The sequence below is a fragment of the Janthinobacterium sp. PLB04 genome (assembly GCF_021165895.1).
Classification (GTDB): domain Bacteria; phylum Pseudomonadota; class Gammaproteobacteria; order Burkholderiales; family Burkholderiaceae_D; genus Janthinobacterium; species Janthinobacterium lividum.
In genome coordinates this window covers 885,666-910,058 of record NZ_CP088968.1, presented here as the reverse complement: position 1 = coordinate 910,058, position 24,393 = coordinate 885,666, and the positions used below count along the sequence as shown (strand labels likewise).

Below are 24,393 nucleotides of genomic sequence, written 5' to 3'. Positions count from 1 at the left end.
CCCTCCCCGCCGCTTGAAGAAACGGCGCAAGCTGCTTATTTGGCCTGCTTTGCAGCCTTTCTCGCCGCGTATTGCTGGTAGCCATTCGCGCGCAGGGCGCAGGCGGGGCAGGTGCCGCAGCCATAGCCCCAGTCGTGCAGCTCGCCCCGCTCGCCCAGGTAGCAGGTATGCGTGCCGCTGCGGATCAGGTCGACCAGGGGCTGGCCGCCCAGGTCTTCCGCCAGGTCCCAGCTTTGCGCCTTGTCCAGCCACATCAGCGGCGTTTCCAGCTTCAATCGCGTATTCATGCCCAGGTTCAGGGCCACTTGCAGGGCCTTCATTGTGTCGTCACGGCAATCCGGGTAGCCGGAAAAATCCGTCTCGCACATGCCGCCGACCAGCACCGTCAAGCCGCGGCGGTACGCCACGGTGGCGGCCACGGTCATGAACAGCAAGTTGCGTCCAGGCACGAACGTGTTCGGCAAGCCGTTTTCCTGCATGACGATCTCGACGTTCTGCGTCATGGCCGTATCGGAAATGGCGGAAATCAGGGACAGGTCGATCATGTGATCCTGGCCCAGGCGGCTATCCCACTCGGGCGACTGCTGGCGCATCTGTTCCAGTACACCAGGGCGCACGGTCAGTTCGATCGCGTGACGCTGTCCATAGTCAAAGCCGATGGTTTCCACGCGGCTATAGTGTTTCAAGGCCCAGGCCAGGCAGGTGGTGGAATCTTGTCCACCGCTGAAGAGCACCAGTGCGGAGTCCGTTGCTAGCATAATTTCTTTCTTTCAGTTTTATTCTGTCCAATAGTGCGCAGGGAAACATGATTCCCGGTGCAAAAAATACTTATTCGTCCGCCATCAGTTTACCTATTCCGGTAACATGCAGTCAGCATTTACTCATCTGGAGCACCATGTTTTCTGCACGACCCATACGGCATACGGCTGCCGGCAAGGCGATACGACCACGGATTTTGGCACAAGTAGTGACAAAAGTAATGGGTCAACTGACACTGGCGGCCGCCGGCAGTGTCATCCTGGCATGCCCGGCCGTCCAGGCGCGCGCACAGGAGGAAACGCAAGAGCGTCCGCAAGACGCGGCCGCCGGCACCCCTGCCACGGAAGCGGCGCCCGCCCCGCTGCAGTACGAGGTCAAGGTCAACGCACCGGGCGACCTCGATGAGTTGCTCGAAAAAAACCTGGATCTGGAACGCTTCCGCGGCAACCCGCGCATGGACCGCGAGCAATTGCAGCGCCTCGTGCGCGATACGCCCGAGCAAGCCAAAAACCTCGTCGCCACGGCCGGCTATTACACGCCCGTCGTCACGGTGCGCGTCGATACGACGGGCGCCAAACCCGTCGTCATCGTCGACCTTGACCCGGGCCAGCCGGTGACCATCGACAAGGTCGAGCTGGAATTGCGCGGCTTCGACCCCACGCCGCCGCTGGCCGCCAGCGAACCCTACGATACGGAAGCCCTGAAGCGCAGCTGGTCCTTGAAAACGGGCAGCGTGTTTCGCCAGGCCGACTGGGAATCGGCCAAGCGCGCCCTGCTGCGCGAAGTGGTGCAAACGCGCTACCCGCGCGCCCAGCTGGTCGATACGCAAGCCGTGGTCGACCCGGAAACGCATAAAGTCTCGCTGCTGGTGGTGCTCGACAGCGGCCCCGAGCTGCGCTTCGGCGAGCTGCGCATCGAAGGCTTGAAACGCTACGATGCCAGCATCATCCGCAACCTCGACAAGATACGTCCCGGCGAATACTACAGCGAATCGGCGCTGCAATCGTTCCAGGCGCGCCTGCAGGACACGGGCTATTTTGCCAGCGTGGAAGTGAGCGCCGACATGAGCAGCATCCTCAACGAGCAGATCGAAGCAGGTCAGGAAAGCCAGCAAGCCGAGGTCGAAGGTGCCAGCGCCGCCGCCGAAGCCAAGCCGGCCAACCGCGGCCCCGCGCCGCTGCTGCCGCTGGTGGTACGCGTGACGGAAAACAAGCAGCAGAACGTCAGCGCCGGTCTCGGTTTCAGTACGAACACGGGGAATCGCGCCCAGCTCAACTATGACAATCTGAACGTGTGGGGCACGCGCTTCAAGAGCGCGATCACCATGGAAACGAAGAAACAGGCGGCGCACGCCAATTTTTACTTTCCAACGACCGAACGCGGCTACAACGACAGCGCGGGCGCCTCGTTCGAGCGCAGCGACATTTCCAACGAAATCACGGCCGTCACCACCATCTCGGCCAAGCGCAACTGGGGTGGCACCAACCTCGAGCGCAGCCTGACGTTCGAGTTCCTCAGCGAAGACAAGACCGTCGTCGGCCTGGAACAGACGCGCAGCAAGAGCTTGCCGCTGACCTATGCCATCACCAAGCGCAGCCTCGACAGCCTGCTGTTCCCCACCAAGGGCTATGTCATCAACGCCCAGGTGGGCGGTGCCCTGCTGCCCGTGCTGACGGACGAGCGCTTCGTGCGCGTGGCCGGCAAGGCCGTGTATTACCGTCCGCTCGGTGAAAAAGGCGAACTGATCGTGCGCGGCGAAATGGGCGCGCTGGGCTCGAAGGAAAAACGCGGCGTGCCGGCCGTCTACCTGTTCCGCGCGGGCGGCGACCAGTCGGTGCGCGGCTATGCCTACCAGGAACTGGGCGTCAAGGAAGGCGACGCCACCATCGGTGGTCGCTACATGCTCACCGGCAGCGCCGAATACCAGTACTGGTTCAAACCGAAGTGGGCCGTCGCCGCCTTCTATGACGCCGGCAACGCGGCCGATACCGTGAAAGCGGCCATGACGCCGAAATCGGGCTATGGCCTGGGCGGGCGCTACAAGAGCCCCGTCGGCCCCATCAATGTCGACGTGGCGTATGGCCACGCCGTCCACGCCTACCGTTTGCACTTCTCTCTGGGATTCACTTTCTGATGTCCGATATTACTACCGAGTCCCACGACGCCGCGCCGCCACCGCCGGCGAAAAAACCGCGCCGCTGGGTGCGCTATGTGCTGATCGCCGTCGCCAGTCTGGCCGTGCTGCTGGGCGGCGCCTTCTGGTTCCTGGGCCGCGAATCGACCTTGCAGATGCTGGTGCAAAAAGTGGCCAGCGCCAGCGGCGGCGAAATCGAAGTGTCGGGCGTGTCCGGCTCGCTGTACAACCGCATGCACCTGGGCCACGTCAGCTACCGCAGCAAGACGCAGCACATCACGGCCGACAACATCGATATCAACTGGTCGCCATTCCAGTTCTTCTCGGAAGGCATCGCCATCAGCGAACTGCACGTGGCCAGCCTGTCCGTGGAAAGCACGGCGCCGTCCGAAGAACCATCGACCATGCCTGCCAGCCTGGCCTCGCCCTTCAAGATCGGCATTGCCGACGCGCGCCTGGACAAGGTGACCCTGGTGAGCGCGGGCGGCAACACGGTGTTTGAAAAGATCCATTTCAGCCTGTCGGGCGACAAGACGCAATGGCAGCTGGAAGACGCTTCGGCCCTGACGCCCTTCGGCCAGGCCACGGCCAGCGCGACGATTGCCGCCACACAACCGTTCAAACTGTCAGGCAAGGCCGGCTTGACGCAGCTCACCCCCGCCGCCGGTGAAAAACCCGCCGCCCTCGCCTTGCAACTGGGCGGCGACCTGAATGTGCTGAACGTGACGGCCAAGGGCAGCGCGGGCGCGGCCACGGCCGACGCCCAGCTGGCGCTGGCGCCGTTCGACCCTGTCATCATCCTGCGCTCGGCCAGCATCAAAGGCCGCAACATCAATCCGGGCAAGTTCGACGCGACCCTGCCGCAGGCGGACCTGAGCCTGGAACTCGATGCCGCCATCGATACGCGGCCCAACGCGCAAACCGTGTCGGGCAAGCTGGCCATCCTCAACCACGCCACGCCCGGCCCCATCGACCAGCAAAAGCTGCCGCTGCGCCAGTTCGAGGCGCGCCTGGGCGGCACCCTGACGGCCACCACGCTCGAGTCGGCCATCATCGATTTCGGCAACGCGGGCAAATTCACGGGTAGCGGCAAGCTCAACCGCGACGCCGTCGACGGCCCCATCGGCAACGCGCAGCTGACCTTGCACACCGACAAGATCGACTTGCAACACATTTACAGCAGCATCAACAGCACGAAGATCGTCGGCGACATCGTGCTCGACAGCGATGGCAAGACGCAGACCCTGCGCGCCAAGCTGGGCGAAGCCAAGCTGCGCCTGGACGTGGAAGCCACCCTGGCCGACTCGCTCGTGCAATTGCGCAAGGCAACCTTGCAAGCAGGCAAAAGCAGCGTGAATGCGACGGGCCAGATCAGCCTGAAGGACGATCAGCCCTTCAAGACCGTGGCCAATGCCAGCCGCCTCAATCCCGCCGACTTCGGCGCCTTCCCCGTGGCCGACCTGAACCTCGACGTGCGCGCCAATGGTCACGTGGCGCCCCAGTGGCTGGCGAATGCGGACTTCACCGTACGCCCCAGCAAGCTGCTCGACCAGCCCCTGTCGGGCAAGGGCAAGCTGACGGCCGATGCGGCCCACTTCAGCGGCATCGACGTGCAATTGGCGCTGGGCAAGAACAACGTCACGGCCAAGGGCAACTTTGGCGGCGCCGGCGAAAAGCTGAACTGGAATGTCGATGCACGGCAACTTTCCGCCCTGCAGGGCGATTTGCTGGGCACCGTGCTGGCCAGCGGCGTGGTGCAAGGCACCCTGCAGCAGCCGCGCACGAGCTTTGTTGCCGATGCAAAAGGACTGGGTTTCACCAGCGGCAAGCGCCCTGCGCCGGACAGCGCCATCCACGCCAGCGGCGACGTGGGCTTGACGGGACCGAAAAAGGAAGCGGAACTGAAAATGACGGGTTCCTTGCAAAAGATCAACCCAGCCGCGTTTGGCGCATCACTGCCCAACGGCAACGTCAATGCGGATTTCAACGGCAACGGCCGCCTGAGCGGCGACTGGCAAGTGGCCCTCAACCTGGCCCTGCGCGAATCGACCCTGCAAAACGCTCCGCTGGCCGGCTACGCCAAGCTGTCGGCCAACGCGAAACGCATCGACAGCGTGGATACGGAACTGCGCCTGGGACCGAACAGCCTGCTGGCCAAGGGCGCGCTGGGCGGCGCCACCGACAAGCTGACGTGGAAACTCGATGCGCCGCAACTGTCGACCCTGGGTCCGCGCTTTGCCGGCGTGCTGCAGGCAGCCGGCTCCGTCAGCGGCAAGATGGACGCGCCCGCCGCGCAACTGACGCTCGACGGCCGTGACCTGACCTTCTTTGGCGACCAGCAACTGAAATCCATCAAAGGCAGCGCCAGCGTGGGCGCCGGCCAGGGCGCGCTCGACCCCATGGTCAGCAGCCTGGACATCACGGGCTACAGCACGCCCACCTTCAAGCTGGCCAGCGCCCGCCTGGGCACGACGGGCACGCGCGGCAGCCATACGGTGAGTTTGGCGGCGCGCAACGACGATTTCGACGCCACCGTGCAAGTCCGTGGCAGCCAGAGCGGCGCCGGCTGGACGGGCACCATCGACAGCCTGCAAAACAAGGGCCGCTATGCGCTGGTGCTGCAAGCGCCCGTGCCCGTCAAGGTGGCCGGTCCTGCCGGCAGCGGCGTGGCGGGCCTCGGTCAGCCCGAGCAGATCAGCGTGGGCAACACTGTCATCAAATTGCCAGCAGGCAGCATCACCATGCAAAACCTGGTCAAGAACGGCCCCCGCTGGACCAGTTCCGGCCAGGCGGCAGGCGTGGCGCTGACCTACCTGGCGCAAGTGATCCCCGCGCTGCAGGCCAATGCGCGCAGCGACCTGACCCTGGGCGCGCAGTGGTCGCTCGACATGCAGGTGCCGACGGCCAAGCAGAAAGATCCGTCCCTGGCCGGCATGCTGCATATCTACCGCGAAAAAGGCGACGTGACGGTAGGCGTGGAACAGCCGCTGGCGCTGGGCTTGCGCACCCTCGATGCGCGCATCGACGTGGCCAACCAGCAGCTGCGCCTGGCCGTGAAACTCGATGGCGCACGCGCGGGCCAGAGCGACATCAATGCCACCGTGCAAATGCTGGGCGGGCGCATCAGCAACGACAGCGCCCTCTCGCTGACGGGCACGACCAGCATCGATTCGCTGGCGTGGCTGGCGCCGCTGACGGGCCAGCCGGGCCTGGAACTGGGCGGCGCCTTGAAAATCGCGCTGGCCGGCAGCGGCACCATCGGCACGCCGCAATTGAATGGCGACATCAACGGCAGCAAGCTGCTGGTGAACTGGGCCGACCAGGGCTTGAAGTTGCGCAATGGCGTACTGCAAGCCAAGCTGGCCGGCGATCAATTGCAATTGCAGCGCCTGAGCTTTGACGGCGGCGATGGCAAGGTGCAGGCAGATGGCTGGGTACGCTTTGCGAATGGCGAAGCGAGCCTGGAACTGAAACTGATGGCCGACCGCCTGCAGGCGCTGTCGCGCCCCGACCGTACCTTGATCCTGTCGGGCAACAGCACCCTGGTGCGCAACGACAAGCGCTTCAGCTTTGAGGGCAAGTTCAAGGCCAACCGCGCGCTGATCGAGCTGGCGCCGCAAGACACGCCGACGCAAAGCAGCGACGTGGTGGTGCTGGGCAAGGAAGTGAAGGGCGGCAAGGAAGCGCCTTCGCTCCCCCTGAATATCGACCTCGAGTTCGACCTGGGCAATGCCTTCCACCTGCGCGGCATGGGCATCGATGCGGACCTGGCGGGCAATGTGCGCGCCAGGGTCATCAACCGCGCCGCGCCGCGCGTGACGGGCAGCATCCGGGTCGTCAATGGCCTGTATGCGGCGTATGGGCAGAAACTGGCCATCGAACGGGGCTTGATCGCCTTCACGGGCGCCTACGACAACCCGTCCCTGAACATCCTCGCCGTGCGCAAGCGCCCCGAGGGCGAAGCCTTGTCGGAAACGAATGTGGAAGCGGGCGTGGAAGTGCGCGGCACGGCCCAGGCGCCGACGGCCAAGCTTGTCTCCACGCCAAGCGTGTCGGACAGCGACAAGCTGGCCTGGCTGATCCTGGGCCACGGCGCGGAAACGGCGGCCGGCGATGAAATGGCCCTCTTGACGACGGCTGCAGGCGCCCTCTTCGGCGGCTCCGGCGGCGGCTTGCAGGGCAAGCTGGCCAGTTCGCTGGGACTCGATGAAGTGGGCCTGTCGCAGGCGCAAGGGCTGGAAAGCACGGTCGTCACCGTCGGCAAGCGCCTGTCCTCGCGCGCCTACCTGACGTTCGAGCAAGGCACGAGCACGGCGACGAGCCTGGTCAAGCTGCGCTACAAGCTGAACCGCCGCATCACCCTGCAATTCCAGACTGGCACGAACAATGCGCTCGACGTGCTGTACACGTGGGCGTTCGATTGATCGTCAGACCACTCGGAAATACGGACCGCCGGTAATCAATGCCGCTCAGTGCAAACTGAGCGGCATTTTTTTATCGATGGCCAATAACGAAACGCATAGGCGTAAAAACAAACAATGGCGAAATTGGCGAAACCAAGAATACCGAAAAATTACGATAAAGAATTAAATTATTAAGATACAATCAACTCGCAGCAAATTTATGGGGATATATTTTTTTGAATTTTATAATGAAGGAAAATAGATGAAAACCAAAAAGAAAATTGCTTTTGCCGCTACACTTGCAACATTGCTAGTTGCCGCCGCGGCCTACGCCCGGCCGATGTATTCCATCACTTATTCCTACTATTCCGATCCATCGTACTCGGATCATGTAGGCGGTGCAGAGTTCACCTGCTCGGGCAGGATGATTTATTGGGGCGAACAAACACCGTACCGCTTGGAAGACATGCAAATGCCATGCTCATCCACCGGACCGGAATTGCCAGGAACTGGCCACGGCTACCCATAAAATCTTTGCGCATAAATAATAGAATATTGTGAAGCGCGGAGCAGCATGTATTTGGCATTCATGAATATTGCACTTTTAAAAACATGAGCACCAGACCCTGGAAATGTCATGTTGTTCCGAAAATAAAGCCCGCAATGCGGGCTTTATCTTTCCAGAACTTTTAAAAATACATTCCAGGAGCGCGATGAGGGCCGGATTTTCGCGTCCATATCGCCGGGAATGATGGGGCGGGTGCATGCCGCACTCTTGCGGCAAAGGACGCCAACGGCTTACTCGGCCACGTCGAGCCCGCGCTCGATCATGCCTTCGACGTACGCGCGCAAATATTGTTCCAGCGCGGGGCCGGACAGCACGTTGGCCGTCAGCGCGCCGTGCGGCGAGCCTTTCAGCACGCCGTCGTGGTACACGCGCGCAATCCAGGCCACGTCCGCGCCCTGGGTGTAATCGAGTTCATAGTCGAACGATTCTCCGCTGACTTTGCGTGTGTAGACTTCCTTGACAATTGCCATCTAAAACAGCCTTTCTTGACGAGATTAACTGGGATGCGGGTGCGGCACGGGATCGTCCTGCGGCACCGGATGCACGGGCCCCGGATGATGCCCGGGCGCTTCTTGCGGCTCCGGCGCCGGCATGGGTTCATCGACGGGCGCCGGGTCGGGCGCGCGGTGGGCATGGATGACTGACATGGCTGGCCTCCCTGCAGACAAAAGAAGACCATACCACGAGATGCCCGCCGCTGCCCTTATTTGCCTGCCGGCTTGAGGTCGGCGGCCGGTGGTGCCGCGTTCTTCACATATTTCTCCAGCCAGTTGTTGCTTTCATACAGCATCTGCATGATCGATTCGCGCGCGCGGTAGCCGTGGCTCTCGTTCGGCAGCATCACCAGGCGCGCCGTGCCGCCCAGTCCCTTGACGGCCTGGAACATGCGCTCGCTCTGGATCGGGAATGTGCCCGAGTTGTTGTCCTGCTCGCCATGGATCATCAGCAGCGCATCCTTGATCTTGTCCGCATAATTAAATGGCGACATGGCTTGGTAGACGGCCGGTGCCTGCCAGAACGAGCGTTCTTCCGCCTGGAAGCCGAACGGCGTCAGGGTGCGGTTGTAGGCGCCGCTGCGGGCGATGCCGGCGCGGAACAGACGCGTGTGCGCCAACAAATTGCCCGTCATGAAGGCGCCATACGAGTGGCCGCCGATGGCGATGCGGTTGCGGTCGGACACGCCACGGCGCACCACCTCGTCGACGGCCGCCTCGGCGTCGGCCACCAGTTGCGGCAGATACGTGTCGTTCGGTTCCTGCTCGCCATTGCCGACGATGGGGAACGATGGATTGTCGAGCACGGCGTAGCCCATGGAAAGAAAGGCGGCCGGGCCCCAGTAGCTGACAGCGTTGAATTTGTACGGCGAACCCTTGGTCTGGCTGGCGGCGCTGGCCGTCTTGAATTCCTGCGGGTACGCCCACATCAGGGTCGGCAGCGGGCCGTCACGCTTGACGTCGTAGTTCGGCGGCAGCATCAGGGTGGCCGTCAAGTCCACGCCGTCGGCGCGCTTGTAGCGGATCAACTCTTTCTGCACGTCCTTCAATTGCGGCAGCGGATGGGGGAAATGCGTGAGGGCCGTCAATTGCGCGGCGCCCTGCTGTTTCAGGTTGCGCACATAATAATTCGGCTGCTCGGTCGGCGATTCGCGGGTGGACAGCAGCCGGCTGCCATCCTCGTCCAGCACGGCTACCACGTTTTCATAATACGGCGCGGCGCTCTGGAACAGGCGCTCCTTCTGTTTCGTCGCCAGGTTCAGGCGGTCGATGAAGGGACGGTCGCCTTCCTTCGAGGCGCCCTGGCCGTCGAGCAGGATGGAGCCATCGGCGGCGATGAGCAAACGCGGCAAGCCGGCAGCGTCGGCGCGCATGACGGGCTGGCCCGGATCGTTGTAGCGGTCTTCGAAGGAACCGGCGTACACGAGGTCGCCAGGTGTGCCCGCCACGGCGGATGGCTGGTCCGGCTGGATACGCCACTGCTTGACGGCGCGCGTCTTGTACCACGCTTCGCTGAGCAGGGCCAGGTCGCCACGGCCCCAGGCCACGCCCGCATAGCGCGAAGCCAGCCTGGCCAGCACGGCCGGCTTGGCGGTGAACGGCGCCGCCTGCGTGTAGACGATGTCGCGGATCTCGACCACCTTGGCCGGATCGCCGCCATCCTGCGCTTCGGCCCACACCAGGGTGGCGGGCGCATCGACGCGCCAGCTGACGGAGCGCACGCCGGCGGACACGGCATCATTACCTGGCGGCAGCCCTTCTTCCAGCGGCAGGGCTGCCAGCGCATGCACCACCTTGCCATTCAGGTCGCGCACGTCGATCTTGTGGCCGAAGTCATGCGCCGGCACGATATAGGAATACGGACGCACGATGCTGGTCGTCAACAGATGCTTGCCATCGGGCGAGGCCGACACGCGCGAGAACTGGCCGGGCTGGCCCACGAGGCGCTGCTTGCCCGCCACGTCCAGCAAGGCCAGCTGGACGGTAATGTAATGTTCGAACAGCTGCGCATCCTGTTCGTTTTTCAGCAGGTCGGGATAGGTGCGCAATTGCTTGACGCCACCACCCGGCACGCTGTCCTGGATGGACGGGCCCGTCGGGATGCCGCTCGCCACGGGCGCCGCACCCAGCTTGGCCGGCTTCAACTGCACCAGCAAGGTCTTGCTGTCCGGCATCCAGGAAAAGCCGCGACCATACACGGCCGACAAAGGCTGGCTGGCCAGCTTGCGCGCCGCTTTCGTCTGCACGTCGAGCAACCACAGTTCCACGCCCGATTCCTTCACGCCCTTGGCAGGATCGGCAAAGGCGACGTGCGTAAACGCCAGGTAGCGCTGGTCGGGCGACCAGGCCAGGTCGGCGATGCGGGGTGCGGCCGGCAAGCCGCTGACCTTGATTTCCTTCTGCGTATCGATGTCGAGCAAGCCCAGTCCCGTGTGAAAACTGAAACGGCTGGCCGAATACGTGCGCGGATTGATGCGCAAGCCGGCCAGCTTCAGTTCCGGCTGCGCCACTTCGCTAATGCTGGGCAAGGATGGCGTAGGCAGCACGGCGGCCAGGTTGCGTTTCGGGCTCAGGCTCAGGGTCGGCGCACGCGGCGCATCGACGATGGCTTGCAAGGGCGCTGGCGGGGCTTGATAGGCACCATCTTGCGCCATGGCCAGGGAAGACGAGGCCATCAGGCCGACAGTGATGGGCAGCAAAGGCAAACGAGTAGACATGGAACTCCAGTGTATGAAGGTGGTGACAACAAGCGAGCGCACCGCACCGCTCATGGCGGCGCTTTGTGACAGGGCATAGTGCGTTCATGCCATAAAAATGTCAACATGCAACTTTGCCGTTTGACAAGCATCGTCGCCCGTCCCCATCTGGCTTACAATCGCTGTTTTACCCGTACCCGATTGCATACATGGAAACCACCACCCTCGCCCTGCTGTTACTGGTCCCGCTGCTGGTCTGGCGCATTTATTCGCGCCTGAAAAAACTGGTGGCGCGCCAGAAATCGCAGCTGTGGCGGCACTGGACCGTGGCGATCGCGTTTCCCGCGCTGCTGCTGTTCCTGGCGACGACGACGAAATTCGACGTCCTGCCCCTGTCCAGCCTGGGCGCCGCTGCCCTGGCCGGCGGCTGGCTGGGCGTGCTGGGCTTGAAGCTGACGCGCTTCGAACACGTCGGCAAGGACTTTTTCTTTACCCAGCACCGCTACCTGGGCCTGACCATCACGATGCTGTTCATCGCCCGCTTGCTGTACCGCGGCATGCAAATCTACCTGAACTCGCGCCTCGACGTGCCGGTGCCGCCGCCACCGTTTGGCCAGAGCGCGCTGACCATGGCCGCCTACGGCCTCGTCATCGGCTACTACGCCGTGTATGCGTGGGGCCTCGTGCGCTGGCGCCAGCGCAACCAGCCGCTGCAGGCGCCCGAGTAAGTCATCCCGTCAATAGTACTGGCACAGGCCGGTACACGTCGTCACCGACAGCGCCTGGCGGATCGTCGCCAGCGCCGGCGCCAGGGCCGGATCAAGATCCTTGTCAGCATCCGCCAGGCTGTTCAGCAGACGCTCGCGCAAGGGCGGCGGCATAAGGCCCGCGTTCGCCGTGGCGTGCTGCGCGGCCGCTTCCAGCATCATTTTCTTTTGCGCCACGTTCCAGAACGCCACCTGCACGAACTGCACCACGCCGGAGTAAGCCGTGCTCGATCCCTTGCTGAAGGCGCGCGCGCGCATGCGCTCGGCCCCGCTCACCTCCTGCCCCGGCTGGTGACTGAATTCCTGCTCCATTAGACGGATCAAGTGCGCATGGCAATGCAGGCCAAAGGCGAACATGGTGCTCATTTCATCGCCATAATTGGCCAGGTTCTGCGTCACTTGCTCCTTGCGCGCCTGCTGCAATTCGGCGCCCGACAGCGGCAGCGGCAGCGCGAGGCCAAATTGGTAATAGGCCTTGCCCACGTTGGTGGCCCGCTCGCACAGGGCCACGCTCTGGTTCATGTCCTGCAGCGCCGCGACGGGCGCCTGGAACAGGCGCGGCGCATCGGTCATCCGGGCAAACAACGCTGCCACGTCAGGGTCGCCCAGGCGCGGCAAGCCGCCTTGTGGCGTCGCCTTGGCCATCATCGCTTCCAGGCGCGCGCTGGCTTGCTGGAAATCGGTATAGCTGTCGGCCCAGGCGGCGGGCGCCACGAGGGCGGAGGAAAGGCAGAACAAGCGGCCGATGCGGCGCAGCGGCGGGGAAATCGATAGGGACATCAGATCAGAAGAATACTATTGGATAATTGGTAATTATAGGCAATCTGTATCCATAGTGCATTTAATTGCGTTTTACACCATCATTTGCTTGGGAGATGATGGTGACGCGCGGCCAGCGCGCCGCATAGTCCTTGCTGGCCAGCCGCTGCGCATAGCCATCCAGGCTGATGCGCGCCGGGTTGCGCCGCACCACCATATTGAACAGGTCATCGAGGCCATGCGGCGCGACGATGCCGATCTCGCCGTCAGGCTGCAGATAGATGCCAACCGAGGTGGCAAACTCGGGCCAGGTAGCGATGGCGTCGTCGAGCGACAGCAGGGGCGGCACGGCGTAGCCAAACTCGTCTTCGAACCACAGGTGCACCCTGGCCTGGTTGCACACCTCCCACGGCACGCCCGGTAGCAAGGTGGCCAGGCGCTGGCGCAGCTGCGTTTCGCTTTCCGGGCTTGAATCATGCGCATCGAAATACGCCACGTCGACATCGCTCAATGCCGATGAATGCGCATAGCCGTGCAAGGCGTCCCACACGAGGTTGCGCACGGCGCCGGCGCCGATGCAGCAGTCAGGCAAGCCCAGCTGCGCCACGGCGTGCAGGGCCTGCATGCACCATGGCGTGCTCCTGACGATGGCGCGCAGCCGCGCTGCCAGTGCCGGCTGCGTACTCACGCGTGGGTCCAGGATCGCGTCCAGGCGCGCGCCGGCTTGCTGGAAGCGGCATCACTGTCGGCCCGGGCGGCGGGCACGGCAAGCAGCGCACCCGGGAACAGTCTACACAGTGGGTGCTGAAGAGCAGCAGTTTCCAAGGCGCGGTCTTTCTATTTCGTCAGCAAGTAATTGCTACGCAACGCAGGCGCCTCGCCCGTATTCCCGCTGCCATTCTCGACATTGCCGAAATATACGTTCAGATCCTGCTGCGGGCGGAAGTTGCGCAGCTTGACTTGCAAGGTGGTGGGATTGATCTTGGTGAACGTGCCGGGAAAGCACAGGCTGATCAGCTCATCCGGCTTGCCCTTGACCAGGTTCAAGGTAAAGTCTTCGATGCCATTCTTCCAGGTGTTGCCCGTCTTCAAGATGTACGAGACCCATTTGGCATTGACGAAGCCGCTCTCGCCTTGTTGCGCCGCCAGGCGGTTCCACGTCTTGTAGAAAGCCTTGTCGCCACAATACTTTTGCTCAAACTCCTTGCCGTCGCCCAAGTAGGAGGCACCGGGGCCGGCGGCCACGAAAGGCGCATATTGATGGCGCACGCGCACCGTTTTTCCAGCAGGGAATTTCTGCCGCCACTGGTAAACCACGGTCACGGACCAGGCCGGCACCCATTCTTCGTCTTCGGACAGCTTGGCCAGCAAGCCTTCGGCGATCATGGCTTTTTGCTGCGCGGCGCTCAAGGGCGCCACCTTTTTTTCGAACGGGCTGAACGACGGAAAATAAGCGACTTGCGCGTCCGACAGGCCAAGCTGCGCCAGGCGCGCCGTCACGTCACGGCCGTCGAGTTTGGCGACCAGCACGGTCTGGTAATCCTTGCGCTTGCCATCGACCTCGATCGAGAACTGCTGCGGCTGGCCGTAATACGTGGGCGACTGGTGGTAGCCGGCCTCGTAGGCAGGCAGCGGAAAGATGATGGTCTCTTCCACATCGCTTTTCGATTCGTTGAGAAACTCGTACTCGACCTTGATCAAGTCCGGGCTGACCGTCAGCACCTCCTTTTTCATGGCCACGGCGTCGCTCTTGCCGACGATAATGCCGCCGGTACCGACCGAGCCGATGCCGTCGTTGGCCATTGCCGGCGCCGAACACGCCAGCGCCAGCGCGGCAGATGCCAGCAAGGTGTGCACCAGCATCACGCCGCCTTGCCCGAGACGGGATCGACCCTGCGCTGCAGCACGAAAATCGGTTGTGCCCATTGGGTATCCTTTTTCTTCTTGCTGGTGATTAAGGTCAGCTCCGACGGATCGTAGACATCCGTGTTGTGCGTCAACGGCGTCGTCATCAGGTATTGCGCTTCCGTGTTTTTCAGGAACTCGCCGACCAATTGAATGTTGCGGATATCGAGGTGGGCAAACGGTTCGTCGATGAAGACGAAGCCGCCGGAACCGTCTTCCGATTTCAGCAAGCCGATCAACAGCACCAGCGACTTCATCACCTGCTGGCCGCCCGACGCTTCGCCGTCATTCATACCGATCACGCCCTTGCCATCGAACTTGAAGCGCACATGCAAGCCCGCCTGCGACAGCTGCACATCGTCGTTTTCCAGGCGCACGGGGTCGGCATGCACTTCGATGCCGGCCAGTTCGCCCAGCTCCTTGATGTTCTTGCTGTACGTCTTGATGGTGTAGCGCAAGCGCTCCATGTAGGCGCCGCGGGCATTGCCCGTCGCTTCGATGGCCCGGTTGTTCTGGTAGCGGCGCTCGTCCGTCTCCGACTGGCGGCCATGCAGCTGGTCCGACAGGCGGTGATGCTGGTCGATGACGGTGGCGTCGAGTTCCCAGTCGTCGCGCGCCAGGCTGTTTTGCAGGCTGGCCACGCGCAGATCGACCTGGTGCGCATTCTGGTGCTCGGCCACAAGGGCAGCGCGGCGTGCGGGACGGCGCCAGCTTTTCGGCAAGTGGCGCCATGCATGGCGCAGGGCCAGCAAGGCGCGCGCATGCTCGGCGCGCTGTTCGATCTGCTTCTTGTAACCGAGGCGCGAACCGGCTTCCGCTTCAGACAGTGCCAGGCGCGCGTTTTGCCACACGGTATCGGCACGCGTGCGCGCCACGGTGGCGTTCTTGGTGAGGTTCTGCAACTCGCCCAGGCGGCCGCCCACTTCCAGGCGCTCTTCCTTCAGCGGCTTCGAATTGCGCAGCGCTTCGGCGAATTCTTCCTGGCGCGCACTGAGTTCCTTGGCCGCGTCGACGCCGGCGATGCGCGCTTTCAAGGCGCCCACTTCGGCCGCCAGTTTCGAGATCGCCAGGGTCAAGGTGTCTTCCTGGCCTTCCAGGCCAGGCAAGGAGCGCAGCAGCGCTTCCAGGCGGCCGCTGCGGCCAGCCTGGCCGAAGCGGTAGCGCGACGCTTCCACGAACAGCGAGCGGCCGCCGCGGCGTTCGCGGTGATACGCCTCGGGCGTGATCCACTCTTCGTGGTTGCCCAGCTTGAAACCCGCTTCAACGGAGTCGACGCGGGAAATGCGCGACAGCTGCTCGATCAGCCAGCTGGGCACGGGCGCGGAAAATTTCACCACGGCCAGCAGGCTTTCGTCTTTTGCGACGGGCGCCGTGACCAGGTCGGGCACGATGAAGTGGCGATAGCGTTCCTTCTCGGCCAGGCGGTAGGCGGTAGCCGCATCCTTGGCCTTGTCCAGCAGAACCACCGAGGCGTAACCGCCCAGCACGCCTTCGACGGCGCCCTGCCAGCGGCTGTCCGTCACTTCGACGATATCCGACAGCATGGCGTGGCTGATCCCCGCGTCGCGCAGCGCGCGGCGCATGCCGCGCACATTATCCGGCTCCGGCATGGCCGTCTTGCCTTGCAGCGCGGCAATCGTCGCCTGCTCAGCCGCGATACGGGCCGACAGGGCGTCGCGCTGCTGGCGCTGGCGCAGCAATTCCGCTTCCTTCTGTTCCAGCTGGGCCGCCACTTCGGCGATGTCGCTGCCCGAGTCGGCCGCCAGCTTGTGCAGACGGTCTTTCTGTTCCAGCAGGCTGTCCAGGGGTTTCAGTTTCGCATTGATCAGGGACAAACGGCTCTGCAGACCAATGGATTCCTGCTCCAGCAGGGTCTCGTTCATCTGTGCGTCGGACAGGGCCTTCGCTTGCGCGGCCAGCGCATTGCGTTTCTCCGTCAGCTGCTGGTCGGCCTGCGCCATCGGTTTGCGCGCATCGCGCAATTGCCGGCTGGCGATGGCCGCCTTTTCGCGCGCCTCGTGGTACTGCAAGCTGGGCAGCACTTCTTCCAGCAGGTTGCGGCGTTCCTTGTGCAAGCCTTCCCACTGGTGATAATTGGCCACGCGCAGGCGCAAGCCTTCCAGGTTGGTTTTCGACGCCTCGAGTTCCGTCTCGAAGCGTTTCAGCTCCACTTCCGTATCGCGCTGGTGGCGCTTGGCTTCGTCGTAGGCGTCCAGCACTTCCTTGTCGCCAAACACCTGGAACACCAGGTCGAGCAGCTGGCGCGGCGCGTATTCGCACAATTTGTCCGTCTCGCCCTGCTCCAGCGCCAGCACTTTCGACATGGCGGGCGACAGGCCCGCATTGGCCAGGCGCTTGCGGTAGTTTTCCACGCCCAGCCAGTCGTTGGCATCCGTGATATCCTCGATCTGCACATTACCCGGACGCATCAGATACTGGCGCTTCCAGTCGCCGCCGTTCTTCTGGATCTGGCAAAACAGGGTCACTTCATCGTCGCTGAAGAAGCCGGAACTGCGGAACGGGCGGTTCGACAGCTGCTTGCCCACGTTCTTGTTGTCGACCACGGCGCGCAGCCAGGCCGTCTGCTGGCCCGAGTGGCGCGCATAGTGTTTATACGTGCGGCCCATCGAGCAATCGAGGCCGAACAGGGTGCGCAAGGCGTCGAGCAAGGTGGTCTTGCCGGAACCGTTCTGCCCCGCGATGGTGATGATCTTCGCGTCGAGCGGAATATTCTTGATGCGCTGCCAGTAATCCCAGTGCACCAGTTCAAGTGATTTGATATGAAACATGGGCGCTTTCAGTGAGGGAGGTCGGACGCGGGCTCGTCGCCGGCGTCAGGCAGGTCGCCGATGTCGGCGGACAGGTCGTCTGCCAGGTCGGCGTCGAGCAGTGAATCGCCGCTGACGGCCACCAGGCGTGCCGGTGCCCGCTTGAACACGTCGGCCAGGGCGCCATTGATGATGCGCTCTTTCAAGACGTCCGTGTCCATCATCAGGTCCAGCAGCGGACCTTCCAGGATGAAATCACCGCGCCGCTCGATAAAGCCCAGCTTGGCCAGGGTGCCCAGGTTCATGTCCATGCGCGTCTTCTTGCCCAGCTTGTCGCCGAAGTCGGACAGCAGCGCCTTGTAGGAAATGCCGATCGACGCGTCTTCCGCGCGCGGCAACGGCTTTTCCGTGCCGAACATATCGTTCTGGTCGTCGTCCGCGTGCTGGTGCGTTTCCTGGCGTTCGCGCTTGGGCAGGATGATCTGCGCCCACAGCACCACCAGCAAGGCCACGCCATCGCGCGCCAGGCCGAAATTATTGTTTTGCCACACGTCGCGCGCGCCGAAGATCTTCGGCTCGATAGTGCGCGTCAGGGCCAGGGTGACATGGTCGGCATACACGTTGTCGAGCAGTTTCAGGCCGCAGGCCAGCAGGCGCGCATCGATCTCGGCGCGGAACAGCTCGTCGGACAGCACGCGCTTGACGAGCTTGTCGTCGCGGCGCAGGGTTTGATGCGTGAGCAGGCGCGCAATCAGGATTTGGGAATCGTCATTCATCGGCGGTGCCGCTATCTAAATCAAGTGAAACATTCAGTGAAAGCGAGGCGATCGACATGGCCGCCACGTGGGGGTCGGTCAGTTGGACCATCTCGTCGGTCGGTGTAAAGGTAATCGGCAGACGGGCCAGTTCGGCCGTGGATCCCTGCAAGCTCGCTTCGGACACGTCGCCCAGGAGCGGCAGCATCGAGGCGCGGTAGGAGGCCACGGCAAAGCTGGCCGGCAGCAGCGAGTCCTGCACGGGCACCGATTTCGGCCCCTCTTCGCCGATGCTGGGGAAATTGCCCAGGCTGGCAAAGTTCGACAGGCGTTCGAGCAAGTCATCGAGTTCAAGCTGCATGGCGGGTCCGTCGCTGATGGTGGTGGGCGCGTCCTCGCCGCTGGGCAGGCCCGTGTTGATGACGCCCGCCGCCCGTTCGGACAGCAGTTCCGTTTCCGCCACGTCGATCATTTCGGCCGGCGTGGAGAACAGCGGTACGACGGGCTGGTCGATGGCGCCCTCGGCCAGGCTGGCCAGGTCGTCATGCTGCAAGAGCCAGCGCTTGATGTCCGTGGTCGACAGGCCCGATTGGCCCAGGTGCACGCGCTGGCGCTCGATCTGGTTCAGGGCGCGCGAAAACATGCCTTGCATGTTCAACAATTTGCTTTGTGCGCGGCCAATCGCCTGCGCCGCCTTGTGCGTGGCGCTGTCCGCGTTTTCGTCGGAAGTAATCGCCACGAGAATCTCGGAACCCTTCTCGACCCAGTCGCACGCCATGTTCCACTTCGCCTGCGCCGTGCGCAAACGGAATTCGGAACCGGAAGCGATGGCGTCGGAGAATTCTTCCGTCAAGTCCACCAGGCGCCCCAGCAAATGCTGAAGTTGCTCGACCGACACGCCGCCGACGGCTTGCGCGCCCGCCACCTGCGACAGCAGGAAACCCATTTCCGCTTCATCTTCCGTCTGGCCCAGGCCCAGCAGGCTGTCGATGGCGGACAGCACATTGCGCGCCATCGGCGTCACGCGGTACACGCCCTGCTGCGCATCCCAGGCCAGCAACTGGTTCGAGCGCAGGCGCAGCAAGACCGTTTCCAGGCTTTCCGGCAACAGATACGCCAGTTTCGTGTTGATATCGGCGCGCGTATAGGCGGACGTGGCCGCATCGGACGCGAGTTCGCGCAACACCAGCAGACGCACCAGCACGCCATCGAAACCGCCATGGAACAGGGCCGTAAACACCTGCAGCAGGGGCTGCGCCCGCTTCAAGTGAAATACCTGCTCGATCTCGTCGGCCGAAATATTGGGCTGGAAATGCGCCTGCAAGGAATCGTGATGCTCTTGCTCTGTCTGATTTGCATCCGTAGCCACGGCTGCACTTGCCATTATATCAATCATTCTTTTCCGGATGAGTGTTCAGCGGGCGGCGCTGCGGGCTAACGCGGCGCTGCGGGGCGGGGGCGTCAGTATATCAGTTCTGACATGCAATTTAGCGCATGGGAGGGGGCGGTGCGGACACGGCGCAACACGGCCGGTGCGCCGTGCTGGGCCAGGAGGATGAAATGGGGGGCCAAACACGGCATGCCTGGCCCAAAACCATTAGTGAACACTTACTTCTTGACGATCTTTTGCAGGGTTTGCTCGACGTAGTCGCCGTCTTCATCGGCGAACGTCACCTTGACCGGATACCATTCCAGCGACGGCGCCAGCCACAGGTCCACTTGCTGGCCCTTCTTGTCCGGCGGCGGCGCCTTGACCAGGTGCACGGCCTCCACCAGACCCTGGCCGGTGGCGACGGTCTCCTGCTTGACGACCTTGAAGGTCCACGGTTCGGCGTCGTGGCGGCCGGCAACGAAGAAGCTCCATTCCGAACCGGGCGTGAATTTTTCGGGCGCGGCGCGCGCCACGCTGACCAGTTGCCAGACGGTGCTGTTGCGGTCCTGCTCGCCGCCTTTCAGCGGATAGCTGTCATCGCCCTCGCTGAAGACGATGGTCTTGCTGTCGCGCTTGAAGGTGGTGGTGGCCGCTTCCTTGCGGAAACGCTTTTCCACGAACTGCGCCGGCGCCAGGCCGAAATCGTCGACCGTGCCTTCGCTGCGCTGCTCGAGGATCTTGCCGAACAGGGCGGCCTTGGTTTCGGCCAGCAGCGAGTACTTGCCGTCGCCGGCGCGCCAGTTGCTGACCGATTCGCCCGACAGCGCAATGCCGCGCTGCTTGGCCTTGATCGAATACACGAGGTCGGCCGATGGCGCCAGCTTGTACGGACGTTTGATGACGGGATGGTCCACGGGCTCGTCCGCCGCCATGGCGGGCGTCAGGGTGGCGGCCAGCAGACTGGCCGCCAGGATGCGTTTCAAGGTAGTCAAAGTGGTCATTTATTTTCCTGTTGATTCATTTACGGAGATCTTGGTCACGGTTTGCGTGGTCAGCGCCCCGTTCGCTTCGGTATTGCGTATTTGTACCGGATACCATTGCATCGATGGCGCCAGCCAGATATCGAGCTGCGACGAATACGTGCCGGGCTTCGGCGGCCGGCGCAAATGCCAGGTCACCAGCCGCCCCATCTTGGTCTCCAGTTCTTCCTCGCCCACCAGGTGGAAGCGGAACACGGTCGCTTCCTTTTCCTCGCCGACGAGAATGTCGATATTGCCCACCAGCTGGTTGACGTCGGCGCGGCCGATGGCGGCCAACTGGAACGGCACCGTGGCCTTGTCTTGCACCCCTTCCTGCCATGGCGCCGTGGCCGTCGTGGCCGAAAACGTGATGGCCTTGGCGTCGCGGTTGAAATGCGTGGCCGTTTGCGCGCGGCCCTTGCGTTTCTCCGTGGCCGTGACGGGCACGATGCCGCTGCCATCGATCACGCCTTCGCTGGTCAGCACCAGCAGGTTGATGCGCGTGATCAGCATGCTCAAGCCCACCTCCAGCTTCAGCTGATACGCGTCGCCCCGGTTGTCCCACGCCATCGCGGCCACGCCCTGCCACTTGGTGCCGTCCGCATCGCGCCGGTCCACGTGCAGGTCGAACTGGGCCGACGCGGGCGCATTCGTCTTGTAGTGCCGTGCCTGCTCGACGGGCGGTGGCGGCGGCGCGCTGGCCGGCACGGGTGCCGCTGCCACGGCCGGTGCGGGTGCCGTGATGGCCGGCGCAGCCACCGCGGCCGGCGCGGTCGTGGCCGGGCCTTCCGGCACGTCGCTGACAGGCGCCGTCAACTGCGGCGTTTCGCTCGACGCCAGCTCCGTCAGCGGCGGCGGTGGCGGCGGCCTGGGCTTGGGCACGGGCCGCAGTTCGGGCGGCGGTGGCGGCGGCGCCACCGGCAGGGGCTGGATCGGCTCGGCGATCAAGGCCATGCTGACCACCTGTGCATGATCCTGCCCCAGCGGCACCATGCTGGCATGCGAGGTCAGCCATTCCAGCGCCACGTAATGCAGTGCGCCGATAACCGCAACAAAGATGACGGTACGGCGGCGCGGTGACGAAAAGAAGGAAGCAGGCATCATGAGGCGTAGTGTAACGCTTCCGCCCCGCTTCCCGCTTCTTGCCCGTGCTCAACTCTTAATGTTTTATGTAAGAAAATGTTGACGGCATTGCGTCAGTTGCAAGCCGATATCTGCTACGCTAAGCCTATCCATCTACCAGGAGATTTCGCATGGCAAACCCGCAAATGCCCCAAATTCCGGGCGCAGCAGTTGTGACCGATACGCTCGACTTCGTCAAAAACCTGTGGGGCAGCATGAGCGTGCCCGGCATGGGCGTGCCTGGCATCACGGCGCCTACCATGTCGGTGGAAGAGCTGGACAAGAAAATCAACGACTTGAAAGCCGTCGAAGCGTGGCTGAACCTCAATACCAGCATGCTGCGCGGCAGTATCCAGGCGCTGGAAGTGCAGCGCGGCACCATCGCCACATTGAAATCGATGGGTGCATCACTGGCGGCGGCCATCACGCAACCGGGTGCCAGCGAGAAAACCGTGTTTGAATCGGTACCCTACGCTTCCGCGTTTTTCCAGCAAGCCGCGCCTGCGGCGCCTGAACCGAAACCGGCGCCCGCACCTGCGCCCGCACCGGAACCCGCTGCGGCGGCGCCCGGCGATGCCGGCAGCCAGTTGGCCAATCCAAGTGCCTGGTGGAATTTGTTACAAGATCAGTTCAAGCAAGCCGTATCGACGGCCATGTCGCCCGATGCGGCCAGTGCGGCAGCGGCCAGCTTTGGCAGCGTGAGCAAAGCCAAGCCAGCGGCCAGCAAGCCGGCCAAACCTGCAGAGGCAGGCACGACAGCCAAGGCCAAGGCCCCGCTGCGCAAGGCGCCCGCGAAACGCGCGACACCCAAGGCTAAAGCGCCAGGCAAGGCCTGATGCTGCAAGCCGGCGATATGATCAGGCGATACGATGAATGCGGATCGCCTCGATCATGTTGTCGGCCTGGCGTTTTACGTCACCGATCGTGATCAGGCCTTCGTCGGCCAGCGCCTTGGCGTGCTCGTACGAAGACTGGAATGTTTCCAGCGTGTCTCCCTTGGCGGCGACCGGGCGTACCCAGGCAATACTGCCGACTTTCATTTTTTTGTACACTTCATTGACCACATCACGCATAGTTTCTTCCTTATTGTTGTAAAGCAACTCAAGCACGGGCGAACCCACGCTGGCCCCTAGTTTATCATCCGGCACGCTCGCGCATGGATTTTCCGCCTTTTTCCGGCGCCGGCGGCGCTTTTTCCGCGACCACGACGGCCTCTTCCGGCCCGGGCGGCGGCGTCAGCTGCACCAGTTGCTCCATCAATTGCGCGAAGCGTTGCTGCCCTGGTGCAATTTTGTCTACATACAACAACACTTCCATGGCCTCGGCCGCCAAGTCGGCCTGAAACCCGCGCTGCTGCAGGAAGGACACGATGATTTGCGCGGAATTGAACAGGATGCGCAAATTGTTCGGCAGTTTTTCGCGCGCCGCGCGCATCCAGGCGACCGCTTCGTTGAGCTTGTCCGTCTTCCACAGCAGCACGCCCTTGTTCATCAAGTCCGACGCTTCCTTGCGCGAAGCGATGATCAGGCTGGTGCCTTCGTCGCCCATCTTCGCCTTGTCGAAAATCTTTTGCACTTCGTCCTGCACCACCTGGTTGTCGTGGTTGTTCTTCACCACGTAGCACAGCAGGCCGGCCGGCGCATCCTTGACGCCGACGGCGAACAGCAAGGTGGCCAGTTCCATGCAAATGCTTTTCTCGGGCCGCGCCGGGTCTTCCAGCAACATGGCTTCGAGCTCGTCGCCGCACTTGCGGGCGCGCCGGTAATCGCCCGTTTCATGGTGCACCATGCCTTCCGTGATCTTCGCGCGCAAACCAATCTGCTCGGGCGAGAATTCGCGCTGCGCCAGCAACAGCCATTGCAGCGCCTCCTTGGCATCCTTCTTCAGGCCGCACACGCGCGCCAGGCCCAGATAGGCGTCCGGCGTCTTCATGACGGAAAACTCGCCGATGGAAATACACTTGCGAAATGCCTTTTCCGCCATGCTGACATTGCCGACCTTCAAGGCCGCCAGTCCCAGGTTGCGCTGGCGCGGCACGGAATTGGGTGACAGGCGCGCCGCCTTTTCCAGCACGCCGCACGCTTCCTCGTGCTGGCCCATCAACTGGTAGGCGACGGCCATCTGGTCGTAGGCGTCGATGTAATACTTGTTTTCAACGATCACGCCCTGGAAGATCTGCCGCGCCGCCTCGTGTTCGCCGTTATTCATGCGGATCTTGCCCAGACCCGCCTTGGCCCAGCTGTAATCGCGCTCGGCCAGCACTTTCTCGTACACGGCACGGGCCTTTTCCGGTTCGCCGCTCTTCAGCAGCAAACTGGCCTTCATGCGCAGCAGTTCCAACTCGTGCAGCTTGTTGAGCTCGATCTGCGCATCGCACAATTTGGCCGCGCGCAGATAATCCTTTTCCATGCAAGCCTGGTCGATCTCGCGGAATACCTGCTTCTTGTGCCACACGCGGTTCAGGCGCGTCAGCAGCACGCCTTCCGTGATCGGCTTGATCAGGTAGGCGTCGGGCTGGTGCTCGGCCGCGCCCATCACGGATTCCACGCTTTTCTCGGCCGATACCATCAGCCAGACGCTGGACGGCGCCGTCAGGTTGCGCACGCGCGTCTCTTCCAGCACTTGCTGGCCATTCTTGCCTTCACCCAGGTTGTAGTCGCACAGCACCACGTCGTAGCGCGTCTTGGCCAGCAGCTTCATGGCTTCGCCGCCGCTGGCCGCCTGGTCGATATGGCGCGCGCCCAGGTTGCGCAGGGATTCGCGCAGCAGGATGCGGATGCCGATGAAGTCGTCGACCAGCAGATAATGTTTGTCGGCCCAGTCGGTGCTGCCCGCTTCGGCGGCGGTGGCGTGGCTGTCTGTCGTCATGGAT

At 63.0% G+C, this 24,393-nt stretch carries 19 protein-coding genes; 5 read left to right on the top strand and 14 right to left on the bottom strand.

Annotation, left to right across the window (positions count from 1 at the left end; all coding sequences use genetic code 11):
* Positions 1-35: 35 nt before the first annotated feature.
* Positions 36-758 (bottom strand): 7-cyano-7-deazaguanine synthase QueC, encoded by a 723-nt coding sequence (gene queC / locus LSO07_RS03940; protein WP_034784336.1) that lies wholly within the window; start codon positions 756-758, stop codon positions 36-38.
* Between the two features lie 221 nt (positions 759-979).
* On the opposite strand from queC, the gene LSO07_RS03935 reads away from it, so the two are divergent.
* The 3 genes from LSO07_RS03935 to LSO07_RS03925 all read left to right on the top strand — a co-directional run bounded on the left by LSO07_RS03935 (position 980) and on the right by LSO07_RS03925 (position 7,825).
* The gene (locus tag LSO07_RS03935; RefSeq protein WP_151092384.1) at positions 980-2,893 is read left to right on the top strand and encodes an autotransporter assembly complex protein TamA; all 1,914 of its coding nucleotides are present in this window, start codon (positions 980-982) and stop codon (positions 2,891-2,893) included.
* Positions 2,893-7,317: a translocation/assembly module TamB domain-containing protein gene (locus LSO07_RS03930; RefSeq protein ID WP_151092382.1), complete on the top strand. Its 4,425-nt coding sequence runs from the start codon at positions 2,893-2,895 to the stop codon at positions 7,315-7,317. Before LSO07_RS03935 ends, LSO07_RS03930 begins: the two co-directional genes overlap by 1 nt.
* A 241-nt stretch (positions 7,318-7,558) precedes the next feature.
* Positions 7,559-7,825, top strand: a complete 267-nt coding sequence (locus tag LSO07_RS03925) for a DUF6289 family protein (protein WP_151092380.1) — start codon at positions 7,559-7,561, stop codon at positions 7,823-7,825.
* A 269-nt stretch (positions 7,826-8,094) separates the two neighbouring features.
* On the opposite strand, the gene LSO07_RS03920 is transcribed toward LSO07_RS03925, so the two are convergent.
* From LSO07_RS03920 to LSO07_RS03910, 3 genes are read right to left on the bottom strand one after another with little or no spacing between them, the layout of a single operon-like run.
* A complete protein-coding gene (locus LSO07_RS03920) occupies positions 8,095-8,334 on the bottom strand; it encodes a hypothetical protein (protein ID WP_034753464.1) in 240 nt (79 codons plus the stop codon).
* Positions 8,335-8,358: 24 nt separating this feature from the next.
* Positions 8,359-8,511, bottom strand: coding sequence for a hypothetical protein (locus LSO07_RS03915; protein ID WP_168208500.1), 153 nt, complete (start codon positions 8,509-8,511; stop codon positions 8,359-8,361).
* A gap of 56 nt (positions 8,512-8,567) precedes the next feature.
* Positions 8,568-11,075: an alpha/beta hydrolase family protein gene (locus LSO07_RS03910; RefSeq protein WP_225317170.1), complete on the bottom strand. Its 2,508-nt coding sequence runs from the start codon at positions 11,073-11,075 to the stop codon at positions 8,568-8,570.
* A gap of 188 nt (positions 11,076-11,263) precedes the next feature.
* On the opposite strand from LSO07_RS03910, the gene LSO07_RS03905 reads away from it, so the two are divergent.
* A complete protein-coding gene (locus LSO07_RS03905) occupies positions 11,264-11,782 on the top strand; it encodes a hypothetical protein (protein WP_034784345.1) in 519 nt (172 codons plus the stop codon).
* Between the two features lie 9 nt (positions 11,783-11,791).
* On the opposite strand, the gene LSO07_RS03900 is transcribed toward LSO07_RS03905, so the two are convergent.
* The 8 genes from LSO07_RS03900 to LSO07_RS03865 all read right to left on the bottom strand — a co-directional run bounded on the left by LSO07_RS03900 (position 11,792) and on the right by LSO07_RS03865 (position 21,503).
* A complete protein-coding gene (locus tag LSO07_RS03900; protein WP_151092378.1) occupies positions 11,792-12,601 on the bottom strand; it encodes a hypothetical protein in 810 nt (269 codons plus the stop codon).
* 61 nt (positions 12,602-12,662) lie between these two features.
* Positions 12,663-13,268 carry a nucleotidyltransferase family protein gene (locus tag LSO07_RS03895; protein WP_318526549.1) on the bottom strand — a complete coding sequence of 202 codons (606 nt, stop codon included), beginning with the start codon at positions 13,266-13,268 and terminating at the stop codon, positions 12,663-12,665.
* Positions 13,269-13,417: 149 nt separating this feature from the next.
* Positions 13,418-14,443, bottom strand: a complete 1,026-nt coding sequence (locus tag LSO07_RS03890; protein ID WP_191909573.1) for a DUF4424 family protein — start codon at positions 14,441-14,443, stop codon at positions 13,418-13,420.
* The gene (locus LSO07_RS03885) at positions 14,443-17,274 is read right to left on the bottom strand and encodes an ATP-binding protein (RefSeq protein WP_151092374.1); all 2,832 of its coding nucleotides are present in this window, start codon (positions 17,272-17,274) and stop codon (positions 14,443-14,445) included. Before LSO07_RS03885 ends, LSO07_RS03890 begins: the two co-directional genes overlap by 1 nt.
* An 8-nt stretch (positions 17,275-17,282) precedes the next feature.
* Positions 17,283-18,029: a hypothetical protein gene (locus LSO07_RS03880; RefSeq protein ID WP_070257725.1), complete on the bottom strand. Its 747-nt coding sequence runs from the start codon at positions 18,027-18,029 to the stop codon at positions 17,283-17,285.
* The gene (locus tag LSO07_RS03875; RefSeq protein WP_151093988.1) at positions 18,022-19,392 is read right to left on the bottom strand and encodes a hypothetical protein; all 1,371 of its coding nucleotides are present in this window, start codon (positions 19,390-19,392) and stop codon (positions 18,022-18,024) included. Before LSO07_RS03875 ends, LSO07_RS03880 begins: the two co-directional genes overlap by 8 nt.
* Positions 19,393-19,616: 224 nt before the next feature.
* The gene (locus tag LSO07_RS03870) at positions 19,617-20,381 is read right to left on the bottom strand and encodes a DUF3108 domain-containing protein (protein ID WP_070257724.1); all 765 of its coding nucleotides are present in this window, start codon (positions 20,379-20,381) and stop codon (positions 19,617-19,619) included.
* The gene (locus tag LSO07_RS03865) at positions 20,382-21,503 is read right to left on the bottom strand and encodes a DUF3108 domain-containing protein (protein WP_225317169.1); all 1,122 of its coding nucleotides are present in this window, start codon (positions 21,501-21,503) and stop codon (positions 20,382-20,384) included.
* A gap of 149 nt (positions 21,504-21,652) precedes the next feature.
* Between LSO07_RS03865 and LSO07_RS03860 the strand changes: the two genes are divergently transcribed.
* Positions 21,653-22,357 carry a PhaM family polyhydroxyalkanoate granule multifunctional regulatory protein gene (locus LSO07_RS03860; RefSeq protein WP_151092372.1) on the top strand — a complete coding sequence of 235 codons (705 nt, stop codon included), beginning with the start codon at positions 21,653-21,655 and terminating at the stop codon, positions 22,355-22,357.
* A 21-nt stretch (positions 22,358-22,378) separates the two neighbouring features.
* Here the strand turns inward: LSO07_RS03860 and LSO07_RS03855 are convergent, their stop codons facing one another.
* Together LSO07_RS03855 and LSO07_RS03850 are read right to left on the bottom strand one after the other, a co-directional pair.
* The gene (locus tag LSO07_RS03855; protein WP_010394693.1) at positions 22,379-22,594 is read right to left on the bottom strand and encodes a hypothetical protein; all 216 of its coding nucleotides are present in this window, start codon (positions 22,592-22,594) and stop codon (positions 22,379-22,381) included.
* Positions 22,595-22,658: 64 nt separating this feature from the next.
* Positions 22,659-24,389, bottom strand: coding sequence for a response regulator (locus tag LSO07_RS03850; protein WP_070257722.1), 1,731 nt, complete (start codon positions 24,387-24,389; stop codon positions 22,659-22,661).
* Between the last annotated feature and the right edge of the window lie 4 nt (positions 24,390-24,393).

Bases quoted from the DNA above. Each gene is read 5' to 3' on its own strand.
- LSO07_RS03855 (WP_010394693.1), bottom strand. From the start codon at position 22,594: ATGCGTGATGTGGTCAATGAAGTGTACAAAAAAATGAAAGTCGGCAGT.
- LSO07_RS03905 (WP_034784345.1), top strand. From the start codon at position 11,264: ATGGAAACCACCACCCTCGCCCTGCTGTTACTGGTCCCGCTGCTGGTC.
- LSO07_RS03870 (WP_070257724.1), bottom strand. From the start codon at position 20,381: ATGACCACTTTGACTACCTTGAAACGCATCCTGGCGGCCAGTCTGCTG.
- LSO07_RS03920 (WP_034753464.1), bottom strand. From the start codon at position 8,334: ATGGCAATTGTCAAGGAAGTCTACACACGCAAAGTCAGCGGAGAATCG.
- LSO07_RS03885 (WP_151092374.1), bottom strand. From the start codon at position 17,274: ATGTTTCATATCAAATCACTTGAACTGGTGCACTGGGATTACTGGCAG.
- LSO07_RS03935 (WP_151092384.1), top strand. From the start codon at position 980: ATGGGTCAACTGACACTGGCGGCCGCCGGCAGTGTCATCCTGGCATGC.
- LSO07_RS03880 (WP_070257725.1), bottom strand. From the start codon at position 18,029: ATGAATGACGATTCCCAAATCCTGATTGCGCGCCTGCTCACGCATCAA.
- LSO07_RS03865 (WP_225317169.1), bottom strand. From the start codon at position 21,503: ATGATGCCTGCTTCCTTCTTTTCGTCACCGCGCCGCCGTACCGTCATC.
- LSO07_RS03930 (WP_151092382.1), top strand. From the start codon at position 2,893: ATGTCCGATATTACTACCGAGTCCCACGACGCCGCGCCGCCACCGCCG.
- LSO07_RS03910 (WP_225317170.1), bottom strand. From the start codon at position 11,075: ATGTCTACTCGTTTGCCTTTGCTGCCCATCACTGTCGGCCTGATGGCC.
- LSO07_RS03875 (WP_151093988.1), bottom strand. From the start codon at position 19,392: ATGGCAAGTGCAGCCGTGGCTACGGATGCAAATCAGACAGAGCAAGAG.
- LSO07_RS03925 (WP_151092380.1), top strand. From the start codon at position 7,559: ATGAAAACCAAAAAGAAAATTGCTTTTGCCGCTACACTTGCAACATTG.
- queC (WP_034784336.1), bottom strand. From the start codon at position 758: ATGCTAGCAACGGACTCCGCACTGGTGCTCTTCAGCGGTGGACAAGAT.
- LSO07_RS03850 (WP_070257722.1), bottom strand. From the start codon at position 24,389: ATGACGACAGACAGCCACGCCACCGCCGCCGAAGCGGGCAGCACCGAC.
- LSO07_RS03890 (WP_191909573.1), bottom strand. From the start codon at position 14,443: ATGCTGGTGCACACCTTGCTGGCATCTGCCGCGCTGGCGCTGGCGTGT.
- LSO07_RS03900 (WP_151092378.1), bottom strand. From the start codon at position 12,601: ATGTCCCTATCGATTTCCCCGCCGCTGCGCCGCATCGGCCGCTTGTTC.
- LSO07_RS03860 (WP_151092372.1), top strand. From the start codon at position 21,653: ATGGCAAACCCGCAAATGCCCCAAATTCCGGGCGCAGCAGTTGTGACC.
- LSO07_RS03915 (WP_168208500.1), bottom strand. From the start codon at position 8,511: ATGTCAGTCATCCATGCCCACCGCGCGCCCGACCCGGCGCCCGTCGAT.